Source organism: Cellulomonas hominis, assembly GCF_901521055.1.
GTDB lineage: Bacteria > Actinomycetota > Actinomycetes > Actinomycetales > Cellulomonadaceae > Cellulomonas > Cellulomonas endometrii.
Genome location: NZ_CABEGA010000040.1, coordinates 28361 through 53991 on the forward strand (window position 1 = coordinate 28361; position 25631 = coordinate 53991).

28 protein-coding genes, 1 other RNA gene and 1 pseudogene are annotated in these 25631 nt (G+C 75.0%); 13 read left to right on the top strand and 17 right to left on the bottom strand.

The genetic code is table 11. From position 1 onward, the window contains the following. Positions 1 to 12 precede the first annotated feature (12 nt). On the bottom strand, positions 13 to 1359 hold the full coding sequence (locus tag KJP73_RS11365) for an oligosaccharide MFS transporter (protein WP_213282976.1): 1347 nt from the start codon (positions 1357 to 1359) through the stop codon (positions 13 to 15). Further along, positions 1356 to 2375, bottom strand: coding sequence for a glycoside hydrolase family 43 protein (locus tag KJP73_RS11370; protein ID WP_213282977.1), 1020 nt, complete (start codon positions 2373 to 2375; stop codon positions 1356 to 1358). The genes KJP73_RS11365 and KJP73_RS11370 overlap by 4 nt, the downstream gene beginning before the upstream one ends. Positions 2376 to 2632: 257 nt before the next feature. Here KJP73_RS11370 and KJP73_RS11375 point away from each other — a divergent pair, with 257 nt between their 5' ends. Together KJP73_RS11375 and KJP73_RS11380 are read left to right on the top strand one after the other, a co-directional pair. Beyond that, a complete protein-coding gene (locus KJP73_RS11375; protein ID WP_213282978.1) occupies positions 2633 to 3862 on the top strand; it encodes an AI-2E family transporter in 1230 nt (409 codons plus the stop codon). A gap of 52 nt (positions 3863 to 3914) precedes the next feature. Further along, positions 3915 to 4100, top strand: coding sequence for a hypothetical protein (locus KJP73_RS11380; RefSeq protein WP_213282979.1), 186 nt, complete (start codon positions 3915 to 3917; stop codon positions 4098 to 4100). Between the two features lie 61 nt (positions 4101 to 4161). Here the strand turns inward: KJP73_RS11380 and KJP73_RS11385 are convergent, their stop codons facing one another. Together KJP73_RS11385 and glnA are read right to left on the bottom strand one after the other, a co-directional pair. Beyond that, complete coding sequence (locus KJP73_RS11385) at positions 4162 to 7209, bottom strand: bifunctional [glutamine synthetase] adenylyltransferase/[glutamine synthetase]-adenylyl-L-tyrosine phosphorylase (protein ID WP_213282980.1); 3048 nt, start codon at positions 7207 to 7209, stop codon at positions 4162 to 4164. 11 nt (positions 7210 to 7220) lie between these two features. After that, positions 7221 to 8558 (bottom strand): type I glutamate--ammonia ligase, encoded by a 1338-nt coding sequence (gene glnA, locus KJP73_RS11390; RefSeq protein ID WP_213282981.1) that lies wholly within the window; start codon positions 8556 to 8558, stop codon positions 7221 to 7223. Between the two features lie 87 nt (positions 8559 to 8645). Here glnA and KJP73_RS11395 point away from each other — a divergent pair, with 87 nt between their 5' ends. From KJP73_RS11395 to KJP73_RS11410, 4 genes are all read left to right on the top strand, one after another. Beyond that, entirely contained in the window at positions 8646 to 10415 is a 1770-nt protein-coding gene (locus KJP73_RS11395) for an NAD+ synthase (protein ID WP_213282982.1), read from the top strand. Then, positions 10415 to 11239: a 3-methyl-2-oxobutanoate hydroxymethyltransferase gene (gene panB, locus KJP73_RS11400; protein WP_213282983.1), complete on the top strand. Its 825-nt coding sequence runs from the start codon at positions 10415 to 10417 to the stop codon at positions 11237 to 11239. The genes KJP73_RS11395 and panB overlap by 1 nt, the downstream gene beginning before the upstream one ends. Before the next feature lie 32 nt (positions 11240 to 11271). Beyond that, positions 11272 to 12570: an endonuclease/exonuclease/phosphatase family protein gene (locus KJP73_RS11405; protein WP_213282984.1), complete on the top strand. Its 1299-nt coding sequence runs from the start codon at positions 11272 to 11274 to the stop codon at positions 12568 to 12570. A 115-nt stretch (positions 12571 to 12685) separates the two neighbouring features. Then, positions 12686 to 13534, top strand: a complete 849-nt coding sequence (locus tag KJP73_RS11410) for a M15 family metallopeptidase (RefSeq protein ID WP_249669322.1) — start codon at positions 12686 to 12688, stop codon at positions 13532 to 13534. Between the two features lie 4 nt (positions 13535 to 13538). Here KJP73_RS11410 and KJP73_RS11415 read toward each other — a convergent pair whose 3' ends face one another. Continuing rightward, on the bottom strand, positions 13539 to 13712 hold the full coding sequence (locus KJP73_RS11415) for an SPOR domain-containing protein (protein WP_213282985.1): 174 nt from the start codon (positions 13710 to 13712) through the stop codon (positions 13539 to 13541). A 103-nt stretch (positions 13713 to 13815) separates the two neighbouring features. Between KJP73_RS11415 and map the strand changes: the two are divergent. From map to KJP73_RS11440, 5 genes and pseudogenes are all read left to right on the top strand, one after another. Continuing rightward, positions 13816 to 14442: pseudogene (map, locus tag KJP73_RS11420) on the top strand (type I methionyl aminopeptidase); the annotation flags it as partial. After that, positions 14439 to 15236 (top strand): polyphosphate--glucose phosphotransferase, encoded by a 798-nt coding sequence (gene ppgK, locus KJP73_RS11425; RefSeq protein ID WP_213282986.1) that lies wholly within the window; start codon positions 14439 to 14441, stop codon positions 15234 to 15236. The pseudogene map and the gene ppgK, both read left to right, overlap by 4 nt. Before the next feature lie 41 nt (positions 15237 to 15277). Next, positions 15278 to 15685 (top strand): VOC family protein, encoded by a 408-nt coding sequence (locus KJP73_RS11430; RefSeq protein ID WP_213282987.1) that lies wholly within the window; start codon positions 15278 to 15280, stop codon positions 15683 to 15685. 71 nt (positions 15686 to 15756) lie between these two features. After that, the gene (locus KJP73_RS11435) at positions 15757 to 15930 is read left to right on the top strand and encodes a CsbD family protein (RefSeq protein ID WP_213282988.1); all 174 of its coding nucleotides are present in this window, start codon (positions 15757 to 15759) and stop codon (positions 15928 to 15930) included. A 169-nt stretch (positions 15931 to 16099) separates the two neighbouring features. Then, positions 16100 to 16273 (top strand): hypothetical protein, encoded by a 174-nt coding sequence (locus KJP73_RS11440; protein ID WP_213282989.1) that lies wholly within the window; start codon positions 16100 to 16102, stop codon positions 16271 to 16273. On the opposite strand, the gene KJP73_RS11445 is transcribed toward KJP73_RS11440, so the two are convergent. The 4 genes from KJP73_RS11445 to KJP73_RS11460 form a co-directional block, all read right to left on the bottom strand. Further along, complete coding sequence (locus KJP73_RS11445; protein ID WP_213282990.1) at positions 16270 to 16590, bottom strand: hypothetical protein; 321 nt, start codon at positions 16588 to 16590, stop codon at positions 16270 to 16272. The genes KJP73_RS11440 and KJP73_RS11445 overlap by 4 nt on opposite strands. A gap of 142 nt (positions 16591 to 16732) precedes the next feature. Beyond that, positions 16733 to 17263, bottom strand: coding sequence for a GNAT family N-acetyltransferase (locus tag KJP73_RS11450; RefSeq protein WP_213282991.1), 531 nt, complete (start codon positions 17261 to 17263; stop codon positions 16733 to 16735). Positions 17264 to 17348: 85 nt separating this feature from the next. Beyond that, positions 17349 to 18005, bottom strand: a complete 657-nt coding sequence (locus KJP73_RS11455) for a cation transporter (protein WP_213282992.1) — start codon at positions 18003 to 18005, stop codon at positions 17349 to 17351. Further along, positions 18005 to 18331, bottom strand: a complete 327-nt coding sequence (locus KJP73_RS11460) for an ArsR/SmtB family transcription factor (protein WP_213282993.1) — start codon at positions 18329 to 18331, stop codon at positions 18005 to 18007. The genes KJP73_RS11455 and KJP73_RS11460 overlap by 1 nt, the downstream gene beginning before the upstream one ends. Positions 18332 to 18432: 101 nt before the next feature. On the opposite strand from KJP73_RS11460, the gene KJP73_RS11465 reads away from it, so the two are divergent. Continuing rightward, positions 18433 to 18714, top strand: a complete 282-nt coding sequence (locus tag KJP73_RS11465) for a hypothetical protein (protein ID WP_213282994.1) — start codon at positions 18433 to 18435, stop codon at positions 18712 to 18714. A 20-nt stretch (positions 18715 to 18734) separates the two neighbouring features. On the opposite strand, the gene KJP73_RS11470 is transcribed toward KJP73_RS11465, so the two are convergent. The 4 genes from KJP73_RS11470 to KJP73_RS11485 form a co-directional block, all read right to left on the bottom strand. Beyond that, entirely contained in the window at positions 18735 to 19139 is a 405-nt protein-coding gene (locus tag KJP73_RS11470; RefSeq protein ID WP_213282995.1) for a hypothetical protein, read from the bottom strand. 66 nt (positions 19140 to 19205) lie between these two features. After that, positions 19206 to 19775, bottom strand: a complete 570-nt coding sequence (locus KJP73_RS11475; RefSeq protein ID WP_213282996.1) for a hypothetical protein — start codon at positions 19773 to 19775, stop codon at positions 19206 to 19208. A 129-nt stretch (positions 19776 to 19904) separates the two neighbouring features. Next, positions 19905 to 20289, bottom strand: an RNA gene (gene rnpB / locus KJP73_RS11480) — RNase P RNA component class A. A gap of 15 nt (positions 20290 to 20304) precedes the next feature. Next, entirely contained in the window at positions 20305 to 21180 is an 876-nt protein-coding gene (locus tag KJP73_RS11485; RefSeq protein WP_249669323.1) for a hypothetical protein, read from the bottom strand. A 136-nt stretch (positions 21181 to 21316) separates the two neighbouring features. Between KJP73_RS11485 and KJP73_RS11490 the strand changes: the two genes are divergently transcribed. Then, positions 21317 to 22102, top strand: coding sequence for a YaaA family protein (locus KJP73_RS11490; RefSeq protein ID WP_213282997.1), 786 nt, complete (start codon positions 21317 to 21319; stop codon positions 22100 to 22102). Between the two features lie 10 nt (positions 22103 to 22112). On the opposite strand, the gene KJP73_RS11495 is transcribed toward KJP73_RS11490, so the two are convergent. The 4 genes from KJP73_RS11495 to KJP73_RS11510 are packed head-to-tail and all read right to left on the bottom strand — an operon-like array spanning position 22113 to position 25585. After that, positions 22113 to 23180 (bottom strand): hypothetical protein, encoded by a 1068-nt coding sequence (locus KJP73_RS11495; protein WP_213282998.1) that lies wholly within the window; start codon positions 23178 to 23180, stop codon positions 22113 to 22115. Beyond that, positions 23177 to 23821, bottom strand: a complete 645-nt coding sequence (locus KJP73_RS11500) for an ABC transporter ATP-binding protein (RefSeq protein ID WP_213282999.1) — start codon at positions 23819 to 23821, stop codon at positions 23177 to 23179. Before KJP73_RS11500 ends, KJP73_RS11495 begins: the two co-directional genes overlap by 4 nt. Further along, positions 23818 to 24957, bottom strand: a complete 1140-nt coding sequence (locus KJP73_RS11505) for a peptidoglycan-binding domain-containing protein (RefSeq protein ID WP_213283000.1) — start codon at positions 24955 to 24957, stop codon at positions 23818 to 23820. The genes KJP73_RS11500 and KJP73_RS11505 overlap by 4 nt, the downstream gene beginning before the upstream one ends. Further along, positions 24938 to 25585, bottom strand: coding sequence for a hypothetical protein (locus tag KJP73_RS11510; protein WP_213283001.1), 648 nt, complete (start codon positions 25583 to 25585; stop codon positions 24938 to 24940). Before KJP73_RS11510 ends, KJP73_RS11505 begins: the two co-directional genes overlap by 20 nt. Positions 25586 to 25631: the final 46 nt, after the last annotated feature.

Genomic DNA, 25631 nt, shown 5'->3' on the forward strand with positions numbered 1-25631 from the left:
TGCCCGGTTGCGTCACACCCCGGCGGGCTCGGGCCGACGGGCCTCGTCCGGGCCCGTCTCGCCCGGACCCGCCGCCGGCTCCCCGGGCGCGAGCCGGGTCCGGTCGTCGGCCATGAGCATCCGGGCGACCACCGTGACGACGACGATCACCACGGCCATCACGACGTAGGCGCTGGAGAAGCCGATGCCCTCGTACGCGAACCCGAACACCGAGGCGAAGATCGCGACGCCGATCTGCTTGGCGAAGTTGAAGCCGAGCATGTACGCGGTCGCGGAGATCCGGACGTCGAACATCCGGGTGATGTACTTCATGACCGACACCAGCAGGAACGGCATCTCGATCGCGGCGAGCAGGCGCCAGGCGATGAGCAGCCACTCGTGCGTGAAGAACGCGGAACCCAGGACGCGCACCAGCAGGACCGCCGCGAAGACCATGAGGCCCTTGCGGGCGCCGATCTTGTTGACGATGAACGGCGCCGCCACCATGAACGCGGCCTCGGCGAAGATCTGCACCGCGACCACGCGGGAGAACAGCACCTCGGCGTCGCCGCTCGTCACGAAGGTCGCGAAGTAGTTCGGGAACTGCTGGTCGAACACGTCGTAGAGGGCGGCGGTCCCGAACATCAGGACGACGAAGCCGAGGAAGTTCCGGTCCCGCAGCAGCGCCACGACGGTGGCCCGTGACACCTTGGTGCCGCCCTGCGCGTCCGCGCCGCCGTCGGCCTCCGCGCCGGCGCGCTCGCCCTCGTGGGGCACCCGCGCGACGAACAGCAGCGTGCCGAGCACGATGGCGGAGACCGAGCCGGCCCACCAGATGCTGCTCGGGTTCGCGGCCCACAGGAACCCGCCCACGAGCGCGGCGGTGCCGCCGGCCAGCGAGCCGAACAGGCGGGCGTGGCCGTACTCGAACCGGTTGGCGCGGCTGGCGCGCTCGTTGAAGGCCTCCACGACGCCCACGCCGGAGTTCAGGCACAGGCTGAGGAAGATGCCGCCCACCACGGCGGCGAGGAACTCGTTGACGCCGCTCAGCGGCAGGAACACGAAGGTGAAGAACGGCCCCATGAACGCCGCGCAGAGCACCACGAAGAAGAACAGGTACTTCTTGAACCCGAGGCGGTCCTGCAGGTAGCCGTAGACGGGCTGCAGCACCAGCGCCGTGATCGCGGAGACGGTGCTGACGAGGCCGATGGCGGTGGTACCCATGCCCGCCTCGTTCTTCAGCCACAGCGGCAGGAACGTGAACGCGAGCTGCCAGATGGCGAAGTAGAAGAAGTACAGGCCGCCGTAGTTCCAGAACACCCCCCGCTTGAGCTGCTCCAGCGCGCGGCGCTGCTGGACGGGTGCGGTCGTGCTGCTCATCGTGCGTCTCCGGACGGGCTGAGGACCTCGGTCGAGGTCGGGGTGGGGCGGGTGTCGGGCACGGGGGTGCCCCAGACGGGGCGGCCGTCGGCGTCGAACGGCAGGACCTGCGCACGGGCGTGCCGGTTGGGGTCCCACAGCGGGTCGCCGGTGATCTCGGTGTAGGTCCGCGCGTGGTAGACGAGCACCGGGGTGCCGTCGGGCAGCTCGGTGAACGAGTTGTGGCCCGGCCCGTACTGGCCCGCGGACGGGTCGGACACGAACACGGGGTCGGGGCTCTTGGTCCACGACGCCGGGTCGAGCAGGTCGCTGCCGAGGTCGGCGGTGAGCACGCCCATCGCGTAGTCGATGCCGGTCGCCGCGCCCGAGTAGGTCAGGTACACCCGCCCGTCGCGCACCAGCACCGAGGGGCCCTCGTTGACCCAGAAACCCTTGACCTCCCAGTCGAACTCCGGGCGGGACAGCAGCACCGCCGGGGTCGCGAGGGTCCAGGGGTTCGCCATGCGGGCGATGTACAGGTTCGAGTGCCCGCGGACATCGAACGCCTGCTGCGCCCACACGAGGTACTGCTCGCCGTCGACGACGACGCTGGTGGCGTCCAGCGCGAACGACTCCCAGCCGGTGTCGACCTGCCCGCGCTCGACCCACTCCCCCTCGAACGGGTCGTCGGCGTCGTTCTCCAGCACGAAGACGCGGTGGTTGAACGTCTCGGCCGTCCCGGGCACGTCGACGGTGCCGTGGTCGTTCGGCGCGGCGGCGAAGTAGACGTACCACTTCCCGTCGACGCGGTGGATCTCCGGGGCCCAGATCAGGTGCGACATGGGGCCCTCGGCGTGCCGCTCCCAGATGGTCACCTCGGGCGCCGCCTGCAGGTCCTCGAGCCGCTCCGCACGCCGCAGGACCACCCGGTCGTACAGGGGGTGCGAGCCCGTGAAGTAGTACTGCCCGTCGTGGCGCAGCACGCACGGGTCGGCCCGCTGCAGCACGATCGGGTTGACGTCGACGCTGTCCGTCACTGTTCTCTCCTCGTCGAGACCCGGGCACGCCCGGGACGCTTCTTCATCGTTGTATGTTAACGCTCACACAGCGTAACCCCCGCCGCGGAGGCGCCCGCCGGGACGCAGGTCCCCCGCCCGCCGCGGGAGCGGGGTCGGCGCGAGAGCCGTGCGGTGGGCGGCGCGGTGAGCGGCGCGGTGAGCGACCCAGAGCGCGCCGGCGCCGGTAACCTCACCAGCGACCTCGCACGACCGCCGACCCGCTCCGGAGCCGCACGATGCCCGTCCCCGTCGCCCCCGACGAGCCCGCCGTGCCGGCGCCCGCACCCGCACCCGGCGGCCGCTGGGCACCCGGCGCCCGCGACTCCCGCATCCCGCCGCGCTGGCTGCCCCGTGCGCTGGTCATGGGGGTGGTCGCCGTGTTCGCCGGCGTCCTGGTCTGGCGCGCCGCGTCGATGCTCGGCAACGTGCTGACGATCATCGTGATCTCGTGGTTCGTCGCCCTCGCGATGGAGCCGATGATCCTGTGGCTCGGCCGCCGCGGGATGCGCCGCACCCTCGCCACCGGCCTCACCATGCTCGGCTCGCTCGTCATCGGCATCGGCATCCTCGCCCTGCTGGGCGGGCTGTTCGTCAACCAGCTCGTGGAGCTCGTGCAGTCGATCCCCGGGTACTACGCCGACCTGCGGGCGTTCCTCGGCGACCGGTTCGACATCGAGCTGCCCCGCACCGACGAGCTGCTGAGCAACGCCGGGGACTACGTCGGGGACATCGCCCCCGGCATCGTCGGCGTCGGCACGTCCATCGCGGGCGGGCTGTTCACCGCCACCGCCGTCCTCCTGGTGGTCTACTACATGGCCAGCGCGGGCCCGAAGTTCCGCGCCGCCGTGTGCCGCTACCTCGCCCCGCACCGGCAGCGCGAGGTGCTGCGGCTGTGGGAGGTCTCGCAGGACAAGGTCGCGGGGTTCATCACCTCCCGCATCGTGCTCGCCGCGATCTCCACCGCGACCACGTGGCTGTTCCTGCAGCTGCTCGGCATCCCGTACGCCCTGCCGCTCGCCACGTTCACCGGGCTGGTCTCCCAGTTCATCCCGACCGTCGGCACCTACATCGGCGGCGCGCTGCCCGTGCTGGTCGCGCTGTCGGTGTCCCCGCTGCGCGCGCTGGCCGTCCTCGCGTTCATCATCGCGTACCAGCAGGTCGAGAACCTGTTCCTCACGCCGAAGGTCTCGCAGCGGTCGCTCGCGCTGAACCCCGCCGTGGCGTTCCTGTCCGTGCTCGCGTTCGGTGCGGTGTTCGGCGCGTTGGGGGCGTTCCTGTCGCTGCCGGTCGCCGCGACGATCCAGGCCGTCATGTCGACGTACCTGCGGCGGCACGAGCTGGTCGACTCCACGCTGCTGCAGGAGGAGGAGACCGGGCGCCGCAAGAACGGGGACTCCGGCCACCCGGCGGATCACGGGCAGGGCGAGCTGCGTCCCCCGGTCGCGCCGCCCGCCGAGCCCGCCTAGCGTCGACGGGAGCGGCGCCGCACCCGGGCGCCGGAACCCGATGGGAGGCCGCATGACCGACTCGACCAGCGACTGGATCCCCGACTCCCCCGGCGACGACCCGGACGTCCCCGACGCGGAGCCCGAGCTGCGCCTGGGCGGCGTGGACCGCGGCGACGACGTGGCGCAGGACCTCCAGGAGAACCTCGAGCCCGGCGCCCTCACCCAGGACCCGGACCCGGTCGAGCCCCCGGACTGACTCCCTCGCCCTCACCCACCGTCGCCCGGGCCGGACCGCCGCGCGCGGGCCGGCCCGGGCGTCAGCGGTAGAAGACGTCCTCGACGACCGCGCGGGCGCGGCGGGACGCGCGCAGCCAGGCGTCCTCCAGGTCCTGACCGGAGCCGGACGGGTAACCCACGACCGCGGCCAGCCCTGCGACGAGCCGGCGGTCGTGCGGGAGCACGTCGGCTCCCCCGGTCCGGCCGGTCCAGAGCACCAGCGCATCACGCAGCCGCGACGCCAGGTCCCACGCCTCGACCAGGACGTCCGCGTCGTCCCCGGCGAGCAGCCCCGCCTCCCGTGCCGCGGCCAGGGCGTCGAGCGTCGAGGTGGTGCGCAGCGCGGGGACGGCGTGCGCGTGCTGCAGCTGCAGCAGCTGGGCCGTCCACTCGACGTCGGCGATCCCCCCGCGCCCGAGCTTGAGGTGGCGGGTCGGGTCGACGCCGCGCGGCAGCCGCTCGGACTCCACGCGCGCCTTGATCCGCCGGACCTCCCGCACGCCGGCGGCGTCCAGGCCGCCCGCGGGGTACCGCAGCGGGTCGACCAGCTCCACGAACCGCTCCCCGAGCGCCTCGTCGCCCGCCACCGGCCGGGCCCGCAGCAGCGCCTGGCTCTCCCACACGAGCGACCAGCGGGCGTAGTACTCGGCGTACGCGTCGAACGACCGCACCAGCGGGCCGCTGCGCCCCTCGGGCCGCAGGTCGGCGTCGACCTCGAGCGCCGGCTCGGGCCCCACCGAGCCGAGCAGCGACCGGAGCCGGGTGGCGACCCCGGTGGCGAAGTCCTGCGCGAGCACGTGCGGGACGCCGGGCAGCGGGTCGTGCACGAACAGCACGTCGGCGTCGGAGGTGTAGCCCATCTCCCGCCCGCCCAGGCGGCCCATCGCGACGACGAGCACCGCCGTCGGGTCCGCGTCCAGCCGCCGCGCGACCCGCTCCTCCCACACCGCGACCCGCAGCGCGCCCGCGAGCAGCACGTCGGCCGTCGCCGTCAGGCTGCGCGACGCCCGGGTGCCGGTGACCACGCCCAGCACGTCGGCGACGGCGGTGCGGGCCAGCTCCCGGCGGCGCATCGCCCGCAGCGCGGTGACCGCCGGGACCGGCTCGGTCGCCCGGGTGAGGATCGCGTCCGCCTCGGCGGCGAGCCGCTGCTGGCTGCGCGGCTCGAGCTCCGCGTCGTCGTCCAGCCAGACGACGGACTCCGGTGACCGGGCGAGCTGGTCGGCCACGTACCGCGAGGTCGACAGCGCGCGGGCGAGCCGCTCCGCCGCCGTGCCGGAGTCCCGCAGCATCTTGAGGTACCAGTGCGTGCCGCCCAGCGTCTCGGACAGCCGCCGGAACGCGAGCAGCCCGCCGTCCGGGTCCGGCCCGTCGGCGAACCAGCCGAGCATGACCGGCAGGAGCTGCCGCTGGATCGCCGCCCGCCGGGACACGCCCTCGGTCAGCGCGGCGATGTGCCGCACGGCGCCCGCGGGGTCGCGGTAGCCGATGGCGGCCAGCCGGTTGCGTGCCTCCTCCGGCGCGAGGCTCACCTCGGCGGCCGAGAGCTGCGCGGTGGCCGGCAGCAGCGGCCGGTAGAACAGCTCCTCGTGCAGGTGCCGCACGTCGCGCCGCACCTGCCGCCAGCGCTCCAGCAGCCCCTCGGCGCCCTCGGACCGCATCCCGACCGACCGGGCGAGCCGCCGCAGGTCCGCCTCCGCGGTCGGCATGAGGTGCGTGCGCCGCAGCCGGTACAGCTGGATGCGGTGCTCCAGCGCCCGCAGGAACCGGTAGCAGACGGCGAGCTGCGCGGCGTGCTCCCGCCCGACGTACCCGCCCGCCGACAGGGCCGCGAGGGCCGTGAGCGTGTTGCCGCTGCGGATCTCCGGGTCCGACCGGCCGTGCACGAGCTGCAGCAGCTGGACGGTGAACTCCACGTCCCGCAGCCCCCCGACGCCGAGCTTGATCTGCCGGTCGGCCTCGGCCGGCGGGACGTTCTTCTCGACCCGGCGGCGCATCGCCTGCGAGTCCTCGACGAAGTTGTCGCGGCGCACCGCCTGCCACACCATCGGGTTCGTCAGCTCGACGTACGCGCGGCCGAGCTCGCGGTCGCCGGCGAGCGGGCGGGCCTTGAGCAGCGCCTGGAACTCCCAGGTCTTGGCCCACCGCTCGTAGTACGACCGGTGGGAGTCGAGCGTCCGGACGAGCGGGCCGTCCTTGCCCTCCGGGCGCAGCGCGGCGTCCACCGGCCAGAGCGCGGGCTCCCCGGACGGCCCGCCGCACGCGCGGGCGAGCGCCGTCGCCAGCCGGGTGCCCGCGGCGAGCGCCTCGGCCTCGTCGACCCCCTCGGCCGGTTCGGCGACGTAGACGACGTCGACGTCGCTGACGTAGTTGAGCTCCCGCCCGCCGGTCTTGCCCATGCCGATGACCGCCAGGCGCACCGACGCCCCGTGGTCGTCCAGGTCGGCGCGGGCCAGGGCGAGGCCCGACTCCAGGGCCGCCGACGCCAGGTCGGCGAGCGCGGCCGCGACCCCCGGCAGGCGGGTCAGCGGCTCGCCGGACGTCAGGTCGGTCGCCGCGATCCGCAGCAGCCGACGGCGGTACGCGCGGCGCATCGCGTCGATCCCGTCCGTGCCGGTCACCGTCGCGACCGGTGCGGGGGACGTGGGGTCGGCGCCGACCGCGGTCAGCAGCTCGGCGCGCACGGCCTCGACCGGCACCCCCGTGCCCGGGGCGTCGTCCAGGACGGTGTCGAGGTGCTCGGGGTGCGCGCACAGGTCGTCGCCGAGCGCCACGGAGGCGCCCAGCACCGCGAGCAGCCGGTGCCGCGCGGGCCCGTCCTCGGCGAGCGTCGCCGCCAGCCGCCGCGCGCGCGCCGGGTCCCGGTCCACCGAGCCGGCGATCTTCGCCAGCGACAGCAGCGCCTGGTCGGGATCGGCGGAATCGGCGAGCGCCGGCAGCAGCGCCTCCGTGCCCGCGCCGTCCCGGTCCCCGACCAGCGCGACGAGCGCCCCGTCGGCCAGCATCCGCTCCGCGCGCGCGACGTCCGCGAACCCGGCGCGGGTCAGCCGACCCGCGAGCGTCCCGCCCCGACCGACCGACGTGCTCATGGCGCGGCGCCTCAGAGCATCGGGAGGAACCGGCGCAGCTCGTACGGCGTCACCTGCGCCCGGTACTCCTCCCACTCCTTGCGCTTGTTCTTCAGCACGAAGTCGAAGACGTGCTCGCCGAGGGTCTCCGCGACGAGCTCCGAGCGCTCCATCACGGCGATGGCGTTCTCCAGCGTGGCCGGCAGCGGCTCGATGCCCAGCGCGCGGCGCTCGGCGTCGGTCAGCTCCCACACGTCGTCGTCGGCGCCCTCGGGCAGCTCGTAGCCCTCCTCGACGCCCTTGAGGCCCGCGGCCAGCAGCACCGCGAACGCCAGGTACGGGTTGGTGGCCGAGTCGACGCCCCGGTACTCGATGCGCGACGAGTTCGACTTCCCGGGCTTGTACATCGGCACCCGCACGAGGGCGGACCGGTTGTTGTGGCCCCAGCAGATGTAGCTCGGCGCCTCGGAGCCGCCCCACAGCCGCTTGTAGGAGTTGGTGAACTGGTTCGTCACCGCGGTGATCTCGGCGGCGTGCCGCAGCAGGCCCGCGATGAACGAGCGCGCCGTCTTCGACAGGTCCAGGTGGCCGCCCGGCTCGTGGAACGCGTTGCGGTCGCCCTCGAACAGCGACAGGTGGGTATGCATGCCCGAGCCGGGCTGGTCGGCCAGCGGCTTCGGCATGAACGAGGCGAACACGCCCTGCTCGAGCGCGACCTCCTTCACCACCGTGCGGAAGGTCATGATGTTGTCGGCCGTGGTCAGCGCGTCGGCGTACCGCAGGTCGATCTCGTTCTGGCCCGGGCCGGCCTCGTGGTGCGAGAACTCCACCGAGATGCCCATCGACTCCAGCATCGTGATGGCCGCGCGCCGGAAGTCGTGCGCCGTGCCGCGCGGCACGTGGTCGAAGTAGCCGCCCTGGTCGACGGGCACCAGCGGCTGCGACGGGTCGGCCGGGGCCTCGAACAGGTAGAACTCGACCTCGGGGTGCGTGTAGAAGGTGAACCCCGCGTCGCTCGCGCGGGCCAGCGCGCGCTTGAGCACGTTGCGCGAGTCCGCCAGCGACGGCTCGCCCTCGGGCGTGAGGATGTCGCAGAACATCCGGGCCGTGCCGTGCCGCTCCCCGCGCCACGGCAGCACCTGGAACGTCGTCGGGTCGGGCTTGGCGATCATGTCCGCCTCGTACACCCGGGTGAGGCCCTCGATCGACGACCCGTCGAACCCGATCCCCTCCGCGAACGCGGACTCCAGCTCGGCAGGCGCGACGGCCACCGACTTGAGGGTCCCGAGCACGTCGGTGAACCAGAGCCGGATGAAACGGATGTCGCGCTCCTCCACCGTGCGGAGGACGAACTCCTGCTGCCTGTCCATGCGGTACATCCTGCCTGATCGCCGGGCGCGCGGTGGCACGGCACGCGCCGCTCGCCGGGCTCTTCCGGCACGAATAGGCTCGCGGGCATGTCCGACCAGCACGACTCCCCTGCCGCGCCCGCCGACCAGGCCGGCCCGCTGCGCGTCGCCCTCGCCCAGATCGACACCTGCGTCGGCGACATCGCCGGCAACACGGCGGCGGTCCTCGACTGGGCCCGCCGGGCCGCCGACGCCGGCGCCGACCTCGTGGCGTTCCCCGAGATGACCGTCACCGGCTACCCGATCGAGGACCTCGCGCTGCGGGCGTCGTTCCGCCGGGGCGCCGAGCGCGGGCTGGCCGACCTGGCCGCGGCGCTGGACGAGGCGGGCCTCGGGGGGCTGACCGTCGTGGTCGGCACCGTCGGCGAGCGGACCACCCGCGAGCACGACGGTGCGCCCGCCCGGCCGACCAACCAGGCCGTCGTGCTCCGCGGCGGGCTCGTGCAGCAGCGGTACGACAAGCACCACCTGCCGAACTACGGCGTGTTCGACGAGTTCCGCATCTTCGCGCCCGGCGGGGAGCCCACGGTCGTCGACGTCGCCGGACGCCGCGTCGGCATCCTCATCTGCGAGGACATCTGGCAGGACGGCCCGGTCGCGGAGCTGTCCGACGACGACCTCGACCTGCTGCTCGTCATCAACGGCTCCCCCTTCGAGGAGGGCAAGGGGCACATCCGCACGGAGCTGGCCGCCCGCCGGTCCGCCGAGGTCGCCGCCCCCGTCGCCTACGTCAACATGGTCGGCGGCCAGGACGACCTGGTGTTCGACGGCGGCTCGTTCGTCATCGGGCCGGACGGGACCGTGCTGGCGTCCGCGCCGCAGTTCGTCGAGCACCTGCTGGTGTGGGACGTCCCCGTGCGCGGCGCCGCCCTGGAGCGCGGGCGGCTCAGCCCGCCGCTGGACCGGGACGAGGAGATCTACCGGGCGCTGGTCACCGGCCTGGCGGGGTACGTCCGCAAGAACGGCTTCCGGTCCGTCGTGCTCGGCATGTCCGGCGGCATCGACTCCGCGCTCGTCGCGGCCGTCGCGGCGGACGCCATCGGCGGGGACAAGGTCGTGGGCGTCTCGATGCCGTCGCGCTGGTCCTCCGACCACAGCAAGGACGACGCGGCGGACCTCGCCCGGCGCGTGGGCGCCGACTACCGGGTGCAGGCCATCAAGCCGATGGTCGACGCGTTCGAGGGCGAGATGGCGCTCGAGGGCGTGGCCGCGGAGAACCTGCAGGCGCGGGTCCGCGGCGTCATCCTCATGGCCCTGTCCAACGCCGAGGGCCACCTGGTCCTGGCGACCGGCAACAAGACCGAGCTGGCCGTCGGGTACTCGACGATCTACGGCGACGCGGTCGGCGGGTACGCACCGCTCAAGGACGTCGACAAGTCCCGCGTGTGGGCGCTCGCGCGCTGGCGGAACAACCACGCGGTGGACGCCGGCGAGGTCCCCCCGATCCCGGAGAACTCGATCACCAAGCCGCCGTCGGCCGAGCTCCGGCCCGGTCAGGTCGACCAGGACTCGCTGCCGCCGTACGACCTGCTGGACCAGGTGCTCGACGCCTACGTCGAGCACGCGGAGGGCCGCGCCGAGCTGTTGGCCCGCGGGTTCGACCCGGAGATCGTCGACAAGGTGCTCTCGCTCGTGGACCGTGCCGAGTGGAAGCGCCGGCAGTACCCCCTCGGCCCGAAGGTCACGGCCCTGGCGTTCGGGCGGGACCGTAGGCTGCCGATCACCACGCGCTGGCGCGAGCCGGTCGACACCACCGCCTCGGCGGAGGCCACCGAGCGCGCGACCGGCACGACCACCGACCCCGTGGAGCAGCACTGATGTCCGAGCAGACCCCCGCCCCCGTCCGGCGGGTCCGCGTGCACCACCTCGCCGAGGCCAAGCAGCGCGGCGAGAAGCTGACGATGCTGACCGCGTACGACTTCGTGACGGCCCGCATCTTCGACGAGGCCGGCATCGACCTGCTGCTCGTCGGCGACTCCATCGGCAACACCATGCTCGGCCACACCTCGCCCATCCCGGTGACGGTGGACGAGATGATCCCGCCGACCCGCGCCGTGGTCCGGGCCACCCGGCGGGCGCTCGTCGTCGCGGACCTGCCGTTCGGCTCGTACGAGTCGGGCCCCGGGCAGGCGCTGGCCACCGCGGTGCGGTACCTCAAGGAGGCCGGCGCCCACGCCGTGAAGTTCGAGGGCGGCGTCCGCGTCGCCCCGCAGATCCGGGCCCTGACCGACGCGGGCATCCCCGTCGTCGCCCACCTCGGGTTCACGCCCCAGTCGGAGAACGCCCTCGGCGGGCACCGCGTCCAGGGCCGCGGCGACGAGGCCGCCGAGCGCCTGGCGGCCGACGCCGTCGCCGTGCAGGAGGCGGGCGCGGTCGCGGTCGTCCTCGAGATGGTGCCGGCGCCCGTCGCCGCCCGGGTCACCGAGATCCTGCACATCCCGACCATCGGCATCGGCGCCGGCGCGGACTGCGACGGCCAGGTGCTCGTGTGGACCGACATGGCGGGGATGAGCGACTGGTCCCCGCGGTTCGCGAAGCAGTTCGCGGCCGTCGGCGCGCTGCTCGGCGAGGCCGCGCGGTCCTACGCGGCCGAGGTCCGCGGCGGGCAGTTCCCGGACGCCGACCACTCGTTCCTCAGCTGACCGGCCGGCGTCGGGCAGCCGGGGTGGCCGGCGTGCGGGTGCTCGCCGCGGTGCTGCTCGCCCTGGGAGCCGGGGTGCTGCTGGTCCTGGTCCGACCCGACGTGGTCGGGCTCGCGGGGGTCGAGCCGGTCGCACAGCTCGTGGCCCTGCGGGGCGTGCAGGCGGTGGCGCTGGCGGTCGGGGCGGTCGTGCTCGCGGCCGTCGGCGGGGTGCTGCTGCGGGCCGGCCGCCGGACCGACGGCCCGACACGGGCACGGCGTCGCCGGGGTGCGACGGTCGTGCTCACGTGCGCCGCGGTGCTCGGGCTGGGCGCCGCCGGCCACGTGACGGTCCTGGCCGCGCGGGGGGTCGACGGCTCCGGCCCGGGCGAGCGGGCGGAGGCCGGCCTCGTCGTCCTGTCGTTCAACACCTTCGACGCGGTGACCGCTGCCGAGATCGCCGAGCTGGTCGCCGCCCAGGACGCCGACGTGGCCGTCCTGCCGGAGACGAGCGGCGACACCGCGCGCGCCGCCGCCCGGGCCCTGACGCGGGACGGCCGTCCCACAACGGCGCTCGCCTCCGACGCCGCCGGCACCCGCGTCGAGGGCACCGCGCTGCTGGTCCGTGCCGACCTCGGGCCGTTCGACCAGGTCACCGAGGGCCTCCCGGCCACGGACCTGGGCACGTTCGCCGCCGTCCCCGCCACGGCCAGCACCGCAGGCACCAGAGGGATCGCCAGCACCGCAGGCACGGGTACGGGCGTGTCCACCACGTACACCGTGTCCCCTGCCGGCGGCACCCCCCTTCCCGACGACGCGACCACCGCGTACACCGTGTCCCCTGCCGGCGGCACCCCCCTTCCCGACGGCGCGACCGCCGCGTACACGGGGGACACGGTTCCGAGGAGTGGGGTCTCCCTGCCGCGAGACACCGGGGTCACCGCGGACCCGGTAGACATCGAGGACTCGACCGCGGGCTCCCCGCCGCCGACGCTGGTGGCGACGCACCTGCGCGCTCCCTCGGCGCGGGCGTCGATGCCCGAGTGGCGCGCGCACACCGCTGCGATCGCCGCCGTCTGCCGGGCCACCCCGGGGGTCGTGGTCGCCGGCGACCTCAACGCCACGCTGGACCACCCCGGCCTGCGCGAGCTCGGTCCGTGCGTGGACGCCGCAGAGCAGGCGGGGGCCGCGGGCCTGGGCACCTGGCCCGCGCAGGTGCCGACGGTGCTCGGAGCGCCGATCGACCACGTGCTCGTCGACGGCCGCGCGTGGCGGGTCACGGGGTTCGCCGTGCTGCAGGCGGTCGGCGGCAGCGACCACCGGCCCGTGGTCGCCCACCTCGCCCGCCGCTGACCCACCGACCGACTCGCCGCTGACCCCCTGCCGACCGACCCGCCCCAGCAGACCCGCGCGCGCCACGCACCCGGATCGCGCCGTCCGGCGCCCCTGCTCCCCTACCCTCGACCCCATGCGCCGACTCCCCGCCGCCGACCAGCCGCGGGCGGCGCACCCCGGCGACGGCCCGGCGTCCGCGTCCGCCCGGCGCGCCGGACCGGCTGACCCCGGGGCCCCGCGCCCGGCCCGCCGCCCTCCCGCGAGGACCACACCCCTGCGCCTGACGCGGCGGGGTCTCGTCGTCCTCGGGACGGCTGCGGCCGTGCTGCTCGGCGTGGTCGTCGCCCTCGTGGTCCTGGTCGTCCGCCTGCTCGGCGGGCCGGCGCCCGCGGCCGACCCGGTCTTGCCGCCCCCCGCCGTCACCTGCGTCCCGGACGCGACGACCACGCAGAACTGCTGGCCCGCCATCACGGAGGGCACGGACCCGCGGCTCGAGGTCTCCCCGTGGGTGACGGGGCGGCTCCTCGCCGGTGACGTGCGCACGGTGCTCGACCACGTCGCCGCACGCTTCGACGCAGAGGTGGAGCCCGTCGACGTCGACAGCTCGTGGGGGTGGGCCTACCGCTCGGTCCGCGGCGAGGGCGGCAGCGACGGCGCTGACGGCGCTGACGGCACCGACGGCACCGACGGCGAGGGTGCCGACGGCAGCGCGGAGGTCGCCGGCGGCGCCGAGCTGTCCAACCACGCGTCCGGCACCTCGATCGACCTGAACGCCACCGAGCACCCGCTGGGCGCCACCGGCACGTTCACCGACGACCAGGTCGCGGCCGTACGGGCGATCCTGGCCGAGGTGGCGCCGGTGGTCGCGTGGGGCGGGGACTTCGGCGGCCGGGCGGACGAGATGCACTTCGAGATCGTCGGGGACGCCGAGGCCGTGGCGGAGGTCGCGCGCCGGCTGCGCGGGGAGCCGGCGGCCGGCTGACCCCTCAGCGGTCCTGGCGGTCCTCCTCGTCCCACGCCTCGCTGCGGGCGCGGGCCCGATCCAGAGCGTGCTGCGCCGCCTCCCGCGTCGGGTAGGGCCCCATCAGGTGCGTCCACGACGACTGCTTGCCCTGCTCGACCTGGCCGGTCCGGGTGTTGTAGAAGAACTCCTCGGCCACGACGCCCTCCCGGTGCGGTGCTCCGCCCCGCGGGTCATCGCGCGGGGCTCCTGGTTCGTAGACTGCCAGGTATGACGTCCGTCCACGCGCCGAGGCCGGCGCTCGTGCCGGGCACGAGTTCCTGCTCGACCACCGCGCCTACCCCTCGACGCTGGGCTACCGGGGCTTCCCCAAGTCCGTCTGCACCTCCGTCAACGAGGTGGTCTGCCACGGCATCCCCGACTCGACCGTCCTGGAGGACGGCGACATCGTGAACGTCGACATCACGGCGTTCATCGGCGGGGTGCACGGCGACAACAACGCGACGTTCCTCGTCGGCGACGTCGACGAGGAGTCCCGGCTGCTCGTCGAGCGGACGCGTGAGGCGCTGCACCGGGCGATCAAGGTCGTCGCCCCGGGCCGGGAGATCAACGTCATCGGCCGGGTCATCGAGAAGTACGCCGCGCGGTTCGGCTACGGCGTCGTGCGGGACTACACCGGGCACGGCGTCGGTGAGGCGTTCCACTCCGGCCTGGTCGTCCCGCACTACGACGCCGCCCCCCAGTACGACCGGGTGATCGAGCCCGGCATGGTGTTCACCATCGAGCCGATGCTCAACCTCGGCACCGCCGACTGGACGACCTGGGACGACGGGTGGACGGTTGTCACCGCCGACCTGCGCCGCAGCGCCCAGTTCGAGCACACCTTGCTCGTCACCGACACCGGAGCGGAGATCCTGACCCTGCCATGAGCCACCACACCTCCACCGACGCCCCCCGCGCGTTCGGCATCGACATCGGCGGATCCGGCATCAAGGGCGCGCCGGTCGACCTGGCCACCGGCGAGTTCGCCGCCGACCGCGTCCGCATCCCGACCCCGCAGCCCGCGACCCCCGCGGCGGTGGCGGCGACCGTGGCCGAGCTGGTCCGGTCGTTCGACCTGCCGGACGACACCCCGATCGGAGTCACGTTCCCCGCCGTCGTGCAGCACGGCGTCGCGCGGTCCGCCGCGAACGTCGACGTGTCGTGGATCGGCACCAACATCGAGCACGTCATCGGTGACGCCGTCGGGCGCCGCGTCCTCGCGGTGAACGACGCCGACGCGGCCGGGTACGCGGAGACGCTGTACGGCGCGGCGCGGTCGACGTCCGGGGTCACGTTCATCTGCACGCTCGGCACCGGCATCGGGACGGCGATCGTCGTCGACGGCGTCCTCGTCCCGAACCTCGAGCTCGGGCACCTGGAGATCGACGGGCACGACGCCGAGACGCGCGCCGCGGACTCGGCCCGCGAGCGCGAGGACCTGGACTTCGAGCAGTGGTCCGCCCGGCTGCAGCGATACTTCGGCGTCATCGAGGACCTGTTCTGGCCGGACCTCATCGTCGTGGGCGGTGGCGTCAGCAAGCACCACGAGAAGTTCCTGCCGCTGCTGCACCTGCGCGCCCCGATCGTCCCCGCGCAGCTGCGCAACGCCGCGGGCATCGTCGGCGCCGCCGCGCTGGCGGCCCGGCAGGGCGAGCCCGTCGCGGGGGTCAAGCCGGCCTGATCTCGCTGGCGGTGGGGGTCCGCCGGCCCTAGCGTCGGGGCATGGGACTCGTGATGAGCCAGCTGTGCGTCGACGCCCAGGACCCCCGCGCGCTCGCGCAGTGGTGGTCGCAGGTCCTGGGCTGGCCGGTGGTCGAGGACGACGACGAGCTGGCCGTCGAACCGCCGGACGGGTCGGGCCTGTCGTTGCTGTTCGTCGAGGTGCCGGAGCGCAAGCAGGTCAAGAACCGCCTGCACCTCGACCTGCGGCCGCCGGACGGGTCGGACCAGGCGACCGAGCTGTCGAGGCTGCGCGAGCTCGGCGCGGTGCCGGTCGACGTCGGCCAGGGCCCGGAGGTCACGTGGCACGTCCTGGCCGACCCCGAGGGCAACGAGTTCTGCCTGCTGCGCAGCACGCCGTCGCAGCTGGCGGCCTTCCTGGCGGCGGAGCAGGACGGCGCGACCGCGTGACCTGCGCTGCGGATGCGGCGCCGCACCCGCGGGCATAGCGTCGGGAGCGACCCGTTCGAGAAGGAGGACGCATGGGACTCGACGACAAGATCGAGAACGCGACCGAGAAGCTGTCCGGCAAGGCCAAGGAGGGCGCCGGCCGCGCGACGGACGACGAGCGCCTCGAGGCCGAGGGCCGCGGCGACCAGTCGAAGGCCGACCTCAAGGACGCCGGCGAGAAGATCAAGGACGCGTTCAAGCACTGACGTCCGACCACCGCGCACGCCCTGCCCCGGGCACTCCGGGGCAGGGCGTCGTGCTGTCCCGGCCGGGACCGCGCAGCGCCCGGGTCCCCCGATCGGGTGCACGCGGACCTGCGCGAACGCACCGGACCGTCGTAGCGTGGCGGGACCCGAGGTGCGAAGGAGCTCATCGATGTGCGAGGACCCGACGGAGGACCAGGCGGTGCCCCCCGCCCGGCCGGAGCGCGCCGGGCTGGAGCACGCCGGGCTGGAGCACGCCGACCCGCCGGAGGTCGCCCGCCGGCAGCTCCCGCGCCAGCGGGGGTCGCTGGAGGACCTGCCGGACGACGCCGACGGGGAGCGCTAGTCCGGCGGTGGGAGGGCCCGCACCGGGGCCTGGAACTGCGGCTCGCCGTGGGCGGTCGGGACCGCCTTCCACTCCCCCGACTGCGCCAGGCCGACGACGTCCAGGTGCACCTGCGCGATGTCCGCGAGCGGGAGCGGGAAGTCCGGGGCCGTCGTGCGGCTCTCCGCCAGCGGCGCGCCGTGGACCCCGAGCAGCGTGAGCGTCCAGGTGACGGCCCCGGGCCCGGCGGCGACGGGCGAGTGCACCACCACGAAGCGGGCGCGTGCCGCCTCCGCGCCGCTCAGCGCGGCGATCCGAGGAAGCCGTCGGCGCGTCATCCACCTGCCCCCTGTGCGTCCCCCGGGCCGTCTGCTCCGGCCCCGACCAGCGTCGTCGGTGCTCCGCGGCGTCACTCAGGACGTTCGTCCCTCGCGGATAGGCCGATCAGGCTAGTGGGCCGATCAGGCAGCAGGGCGCGCCTCAGGCGGGCGCGTCGGGCTCCAGCCGCTTCTCGAGCAGCACCACGTCGCGCCAGCGGCCGGCGAGCGGCCCGTGCGTCATGCGGGCGAGCCGTTCCCGGGTCCCGACGACCCGGAACCCCGCGGCGGCGTGCAGGGCGAGGCTCGGACCGTTCTCGGGGAACACCACCGACTGGACGGTCCAGATGCCGCCGCGGACCGCGGAGGCCAGCAGCGCGTCCATGAGGACCCGGCCGACGCCGCGACCGCGAGCGCCGGAGGACACGTACAGCGACGCCTCGACGACCCCCGCGTACACCGCGCGCGCCGAGACGGGCGACACCGCGGCCCAGCCGAGCAGCGTGCCGTCGTCGTCCAGCGCGACGAGCCGGTGCGCGCGCAGGTGTCCGGTGTCGAACCGCTCCCAGGTGGGCGCCTCGCTCTCGAACGTCGCGTGCCCCGTGGCGATGCCCGCGGCGTACACCGCCAGGACGTCGCTCGCGTGCCCGGCGGACATCGGGACCACGCGCACCGTTCGCGCGGTCGTCGTCATGCCCGGGCGCGTTCGGTCGACATGCGGCCATCCTGGCGCACCGGGCGGGCGCGGGCGAGAGCGGCCGGGCGGGAGCGGCCTGCGGTCACCGGTCGTGCGGCTCCGCGTCACCCACCAGCTCGGACAGCGGGGCCGCGCACGTGTCGCCGCGCCACGCCTCCAGTCCCTCGCGCACCGCGAACCCGGCGATGGCGAGCGCGGCGACCGGGTCGGCCCACCACCAGCCGAGGGCCCCGTTCAGCACGAGCCCGAGGAGGAGCACGCCGGAGAGCCACGCGCACAGCAGCGTCTGCCGCGAGTCCGCGACGGCCGACGCGGAGCCCAGCTCCCGGCCGGTGCGCCGCTCGACCCAGGACAGCACGGGCATGACCACCAGGCTCACGGCGGCCAGCACGATGCCGACCGTCGACGCCTCGGGCACCGTCCGGTCTGCCAGCGTCCGCACCGCGTCGACCGTCACGAACGTCGCCAGCCCCAGGAACGACACCGCGATCACCCGCACGGCTGCCCGCTCCCGGGCCTCCGGGTCGCGGCCGGCGAACTGCCACGCGACGGCCGCCGCGGACAGCACCTCCACCACCGAGTCGAGCCCGAACGCGATCAGCGCGCCCGACGAGCTGATCCGCCCGGCGACGAGCGCCACGACCGCCTCGACGACGTTGTAGGCGATGGTCGCGGCCACGACCAGGCGGATGCGCCGCTGCAGCACCGTGCGGCGCGCGGCCTCCGGACGGGTGCCCATCAGCAGGCGCAGTCCGGGCCGCAGCAGGCGGGGTCGACCGCCAGCACGAGCGTCAGCAGGTCCCCCAGCGCCGGGCCCAGGTGCGGGTCGGCGAGCCGGTACCAGGTGCGGCGCCCCTCGGGCACCGCGTCGACGAGCCCGCACCCGCGCAGGCAGGCGAGCTGGTTCGACATCACCTGCCGCGAGACGCCCAACGCGTCGGCGAGGTCGGACGGGCACGCGGGGGCCTCGCGCAGGGCCAGCAGGATGCGAGAGCGGGTGCCGTCGGACAGCGCGTGCCCGAGCCGCGCGAGCGCCGCGGTGTGCGTGAGCGTGACCGTCTCCATGACGGCGACAGTACACGCATCGCTGTACCGTCCTCCGCCGTGGCCGACTTCACCCCCGGTCCCGCTGAGCGTGTCGCGAGCCGGCGTCGCACACTGCCGCCGTGAACCTCGCGCAGACCGTCCCGGGTGGCATGTCCCGGTTGCGCGCCGCCGTCCCGCTGCTGAATGCGCACGCCGTCCCGCCGGGCGTGCACCACGACGTCGACCACCCGGTCCCCGTCACCGTGACCCTGCGCTGGGCCTCCGGCACGGAGCGGGTGGACACCGTCGCCGTGGAGTGGACGGCGACCCTCGTCCGGGTGCGGATCATGGACCTGCGGGTGATGACCGGCGCGGTGTGGGTGCCGGCGTCGGACGTGCGCCGCCGCACCCGCGACGACTGACCGCAGGGGCGTCGGCGCGGCTAGCGGCGCCTGTCCGGGTCGGCCGTCGGGCGGTAGGCGACACCCAGGCCGCCGGCGATCGCCCCGAGCAGCGACGACACGACTCCGCAGGTCGCGAGGATCCGCTGCAGGTCCGTCGTCTCCAGCCAGATCGGCGCGAGCCCGCTGACCAGGAGCACCGTCCACGACGTGATCAGCAGCGTGAAGTACGCCACCGTGCGGACACGCGGCGGGATCGACGGCGCGTCCGCACGCCGCGCCGGTGACGCCGCTCCCGGCCGGTCACCGGGTGCCTCACGACCGCGCGGGCCGGCTGCGGCCGCCACCACCGACGTCCCCGCCTCCGAGACGAGCAGCACGTGCCGCGGCCGGCCGTTCGACGCAGCGGCGACGGCCGCCCCTCCTGACGCGACGGTGTCGGACATCACGCGACCTCCCCTGGTGCGCACGGGTTCGCCGGCTCACGCGAGCATCCCACCGGGGGTCGCGGCTCAGACGACTTTGCCGAGCCACTCGAGGCTGTCGACCACCTGGACCTCGGCCGTCTTGGCGCGGAAGAACCCGTTGCGGATCTGCGACTGCAGGTCGGCGAGCGCCGCGGGGTTGGTGACGTGGGTCCGCTGGATGCCGTTGCCCACCCAGACCCGACCGTCCCGGTACTGGTCCTTCAGCCGCGCGATGGCGATCATGTCATCCTCCTCGATCGGGGCGGGCGGCCGGGGCGCGGCGGCGCTGTGGTCCAGGACGAGGCGGTAGGCGGCGTGCCACCGCTCCGTCGGGTCGGTGTACGTCCAGCCGTACTCGGGGTGCGCGCGCATCCACTCGATGGCGGGGTCCTTCAGGTCGAGCGCGTTGCCGACGACGTGCTCGGACTTCTCGACGGGCGCGACGTACGCGTCGAACTTGCCCGCGAGGTAGAGCGCGCGCAGGCGCTGCTGCTCGACGCGGTCCCGGAACGAGGAGGCGATCGCGACCGGGCAGCCCGCGTCGACCGCCCGCAGGAACGACGCCGCGGGAGCAGCCGCGAGCGAGTGCCCCTCGCAGATGCTCACGAGATCCATGGTCACCACCCGGCGGCGGCAGCAGTGCTGGACGGCGGCGCCGACGCCGCCCAGGCGTCCATGATGACGCGCAGGGTCGCAGCGAACGCCCGGTACACCGGGGGTGCGGCGTCCGTTCCGGCTCAGGTGCGGATGAGCTGGCCGGTACGCCGGGTTCTGTCCCCGCGCGCGGTTGCCCCCGCGCGGGTGGCGGCCATCCATCTACGACGTACGTTGCCGCACGCCTCCAGCGGCCTACCCGGGAGCTCGGGCGGGCAGCCCTCGAACGCTCCCTGTCTGGCCTTGCTCCGGGTGGGGTTTACCGAGCCGCACCGGTCGCCCGGCACGCTGGTGGTCTCTTACACCACCGTTTCACCCTTACCCTCGCCGGCCCGGAGGCCGGTGAGGGCGGTCTGCTTTCTGTGGCACTGTCCCGCGGGTCACCCCGGGTGGGTGTTACCCACCACCCTGCCCTACGGAGCCCGGACGTTCCTCGGCGAGCCCGAGGGCTCGACGCGGCCGCCTGGCCAGCTCATCCGCACCCGTGAGCCTACCGCCCGCCCGCGCCCGTCTCGACCGGGCCGCCGGACTCCGTCAGGCGGTAGTGCAGCCGCAGCACGGGCAACCGCCCCAGGTCAAGGCGGTGGTCGGTGCGCAGGACGTCCTCCTCGTCGACGCGGACGTGGAACTCCTCGTGGACGGGGACCCGGCGCGCCCACGTGCCCCGCGCGCGCTCGACGACGAGGTAGGCGCCCGGGTCACCCCAGCCGCCCGGGCCGGAGGTGAGCACGAGCCCGCCGTCTGCCGTCGCGGTGGGGCGCAGCAGCACGACGAGCCGGCCGCCGGGCAGCGGGAACGCCACCCGGACGACCGGCGACCCGGACCCGGGCAGCCGCACGACGCCGTACACGCCGCTGAACACCACGTGTCCTGTGGCCCGGAGCCGCCGCAGCCACACCGCACCGACCTGCCGGCCCTCCCGCACGAACGGCGTGACCGTGCTCGTCATGCCCCGCGCGAGGTCGAGCGACCGCAGCGGGAGGGCGAGCTGCTCCAGCCGCCGGGCGAAGACCGCGGTGACGGCCCACCCGAACGGCCAGGCCCACGGTGACCACCCGATCCACGCGTCGAGCCGCCACCGGCTCGTCTGCTCGTAGAACCGCCGGACGGGACCGGTCAGGGACGCCGCCGTGAACCCGGGGGCGTCGAGCTCGGCCATCGACCCCAGCAGCCCCCGGTCCTGGGCGTCGGCGTCCCGGACCCGCTCGGCGCCGAGTCGTCGCGCCTCCGCGTCGAGCCACGTCCCCGCGATCGGGCCGGTCTCTCCGACGGGTCCCTGCAACCACTCCTCGCGGCGCAGGTCCACGCGCCGCCCGGTCCACCGCACCCACAGGCGTGTCGCCTCGTCCGTCCACCTCGCCGTCACGCCCCGATGGTGCACCGGCTCCCGGTCCCGGGTCGCCCGCGGCGCGCCGGTCGGGCCGCTGGTCAGCCGGACGGAGCACCGTGTGCGGGCCCCCGGGGTTCGGGGCCGCACCGCCGCGACGCCTACGATGCACGCCGTGCTCATCCTGCTGCCGCCCTCCGAGGGCAAGACCGCGCCGTCACGCGGCGCGGCCCTGGACCTCGCCGCGCTGTCCGCGCCGGACCTGACGCCGATGCGCGAGAAGGTGCTCGACGCGCTGGTCGCGGCGAGCGCCCGGCCGGACGCGGTGGAGGTGCTGGGGGTCGGGGCGGGCATCGCCGAGGAGGTCGCCCGCAACGTCGACCTCCGCGCCGCCCCGGCAGCCGAGGCCCGCCGCGTGTACTCGGGCGTGCTGTACGCCGCGGCCGGGCTCGACCGGCTGACCCCGGCCGGTCGGCGGAGGGCCGCGGAGTCGGTGCGCGTCGTGTCCGGGCTGTGGGGTCTGGTCGCGCCGGAGGACCGCATCCCGGCGTACCGCCTGTCGATGGGCGTCGACCTGCCCGGCCTCGGCCCGCTCGCGACGGCGTGGCGCGACGCCCTCGCCGCGGAGCTGGATCCCCGCGCGCTCGCCGGCGACCTGATCGTGGACTGCCGGTCCGCGACCTACCTGGCCGCGTGGCGACCGCCCCGCGCCGCGCACGGGACGTGGGTGCAGGTCCGGGTGCTGCGGGAGCTCGACGGCGCCCGGTCGGTCGTGTCGCACCACGCCAAGCACACCCGCGGCGTGCTCACCCGGCACCTGCTGTCACGCCGCGGCAAGGAGCCGCGCACAGCGCAGGAGCTGGCACGCGTCGCGGCCGAGCTCGTCGGGACGGAGCTGCTCGCCGTCGAGCTCGACGCACCGACGGGCCGCGGCGCGACCCTGTCTCTGGTCGTTGCCTGACGCGGCCCTGTCAGCGGTTCTTGAAGTAGCGGAACAGGTGGCGCTCACGCACGGCGAGCGCCCCGAGGGCTGTCCCGACGAGTGCCCCGGCTGCGCCGAGCGTCGGGCCGCGCGCGGCGAGCGTCAGCACCGCGTCGAGGTCCTGCACCCCCGCGCGGCCGACCACCACGAGCAGCGCGACCAGGCAGACACCGGCCCCGGTCACCGCCCAGACCGCTGCCTCGACGAGCGCGACGGCGATCAGGGCCGAGCGGGACTGCCCCACGTGCAGCGCAGCGGCGTGCTCGAGGCGCCGACGCCGCACGGCGGCCACGCCCATCAGCAGCCCGACCAGGGCGCAGGCGTCCACCGCCCGCCGGGTGGGACGCTCGGCGAACAGAGCGGCACCCTCGAACGTCGCGCCGTGGACCTTGTTCACCTGCGCCACCGTCGCGGGTTCGGCGGCCGCGGGGTCGACGCTGGCCGCGGTGCGCAGCCAGTCCTGGTCCGCGGCGGTCGGCGGCCACGCACGGGCCCAGCACTCGTCGTACGGAGCCGCGCCCGCGTCGGGCATCAGCACGGCCAGCCGGAGCCGGACGTCCCGGCCGTCGTCCGGCCAGGGGAAGGTCGCGGCGACGCGCACGGGGCCGTCGACCGACAGCAGCTCCTCTCCCGGACGGATGTCGAGCATCCGCGCCAGCTCCTCCGACACCCAGACCCCGCCCGTCTCCGCGCCGTGCGCACCGACCAGCCCGGCGAGCGCCGGCGAGACCGTGAACGCCGCGAGGTCGCGCCCCGGCAGTGCCCGTGCGCGGACCGGGTCCGCGGCGCGCAACGCCCCCGCCGCCTCGATGCCGCCGACCCCCTCGAGCCCGTCACAGGCGCGGGCGTCGATCCGCCCGGGGGCGCTCAGCGCCAGCGTGTCCGCAGCAGAACCGCGGTAGGTCTCTGCCCGCGCCTCGAGCTGGACGACCGCCAGGGCGTCGATCCCCGCGAGCAGCCCGCACCCGAGGGCGAGCAGCAACGCGAGCGTGGCCGCCCGGGCGGTGCCGGAGCCGACGTCCCGAGCGGCCTCACCGAGGATCGAGCGCAGTCTCACCGGCCGGACTCCTCGGAGTCCGACTGCGCGCGCATGTCGATGACGTGGTCGCAGGCGTCGCGCGTGCCAGGGTCGTGCGTCGCGATGACCACGACGGCACCGCTCGCGGCGACACCGGCGAGCGTCTCGTTCACGGTGGCCGCGGTACGGACGTCGAGCTGCGCGGTCGGCTCGTCCACGAGCAGCAGGTCGGGCGCGGCGCACACCGCCCGCGCGAGCATGAGCCGCTGCGCCTCACCGCCCGACAGCGCTGCGAACGGCCGGTCGGCGAGGTCCGCGAGGCGGAACGCGTCCATGACCTCGCGCGCCCGGTGTCCTGCCGCTCGCCGGGTGGCACCGCGCGCGAGCAGGGGAAGCACCACGTGGTCGAGCGCGGTGCGCCGTGCGACACCGTGCGGGTTCTGGAACACCCACCCGGTACGAGCGACCCCCCGCAGGGTGAGGACGCCCTCGGTGGGCCGCTCCCACCCCGCGAGGATGCCCAGCAGGGTCGACTTCCCGCAGCCGGACGGCCCCACCACCCCGGTCAGCTCGCCCGGGCGGAGCGCGAGCTCCAGCCCGCGGAACAACCAGTCGGTGCCTCGGAACCGGTGGCCGAGCCCGGTTCCGACGACCGCGACCTCACGCGCGCCGGGGCTCATGCGCACCCGGCGCCGAGGGCGTCCGGACCGACGTCCACGCTCTCGGGAGCCGGCGTGCCGTCCGCCGGGACGACGAGACTGGCACCGAGCGCCGAGCCGACGAGGGTCACGGGCAGCACCTGACCGTCCGACCGCACGCACGCGGCGGTACCGTCCAGCCCCAGCACGGCGCTCGCCGGCACGCGCAGCGCGCTGACGGGCTCGCTGAGCGCGAGCTCCGCGGTGGCGGAGGTGGGGCTGTCCGACGCCCTGGTGGCGGCATACTCCTCGGTCGCCGCGACCGCGGAGAGGAAGCCCGGCTCGGTCACGGCTCCCTCGGCGTCCAGAGGCGCGCGGTGCCCGAAGAGCTCGAGCGTGCGCGGGCCCGGGGCCAGGTCCGCGGGCGACTGGGTCACGCGGACCGCACGCAGCCGACCGGCGACGCTGCCGACGACGCCGCCCTCCGGCACCGCGGCCCCGGGCACGGCGTCCCAGGTCGCGGGGGTGATGCCGTCCTCAGGGATCCAGAGCACACCGGCCTGCAGCAGCTCCCCGGAGGGCCGCGCGATGCCGGACCGCCGCTGCAGCTCCCGGACGGCCGCCGCTGTGGTCGCGCCGAACCGCGCGGTCGACGGCCCGGCGGTCGACTCGCGTGCGGCCGGGGCGCGGACGTCGAAGCCGAGGCGAGCGAGCTCCTCCTGCACCGCCGCCACGTCGTTCCCCTGGTCCCCGACGCGGAGGTCGCGGTACAGGGGCACCGTCGTGCGCAGGGCGATCACAGGCTGGTCGTCGACGCGCAGGGCGACCGTGCCGGACATCAGCGGCGTCCCCGCGCCGCCCCCCGACGCCGTGACGGTGCCCGCAGCAGAGGTTCGGAGGTCCTGCTCCTCGGTCACCTCGAGCGACACGGGTACGGACCGCTCGTCCGCGAACGACTGGACGGTGACGGGAACTCGGCGGACGCTCGCGGGCTCACGCAGGTGCGCGGGCGGTTCCTGGGGAGAGAGCGCGTACCCGGCACCGACGCCCGCGGTCGCGAGGAGCAGCCCGACGAGCGCGAGGGCGGGAGCGTGGCGGACGTACCGGCGCGTGCGGTCCCCTCGTACCCGGCCCGCGTCCCCGTCGCCGGGCTGCTCGTCAGCCGGCCGCGACCGCATAGCCGGCTCCGTGCAGGCAGGCCTGCACCTCCGGGTCCTGCGCGTCGAACGACGCCGCGTCGAGGTCACCGTCGAAGTCGCGCTCGAACGCCTCGGCGTCGTAGTCGGCCGGGACCGCACCGAGATCTACGAGGCAGCCGGCGGCGACGGCGGCCGGGTCGGCGAGCAGGTCCGGGTTGACCTGCTGCTGCGCGTACAGGGCCTCGATCCGCATCGTCGTGTGCTCGGCGCAGTCGCCCGTGCGCTCCAGGTACTCCTCGACCGCCGCCTCGTCGGCGAGGTCGGGCGGCGTGATCCGGTAGATCCCGTTGCTGGCCTTCTCCGCGACCTGCTCGTACCCGAGGTCGCGCACGCACCGGTCGAACCGGGCGAACGCCTCCTCGTAGTCCGCGTCGCTGATCTCCCCGGTGGCCACGGCGCGCTCGAAGACGTCCCGCTCGAACTCCGACAGCTCGGCGTCCTCCAGCTCCTGCTCGAACAGCGCCGTCAGGCTGGTCGCGAGGCGCTCGCCACCGGTGTCCGCGGGCGGATCCGGTTCCGCGGCAGGCGAGCAGGCCGCCACGAGGACGAGCAGCGACGCGACGGCAAGATGACGAGCAGCGCGGAACGGGCGAGGACGGGTACGCATGCGGGCTCCGGGGGGGTGCGGGCGGGGCGGAGGCGGGAACGGCCGT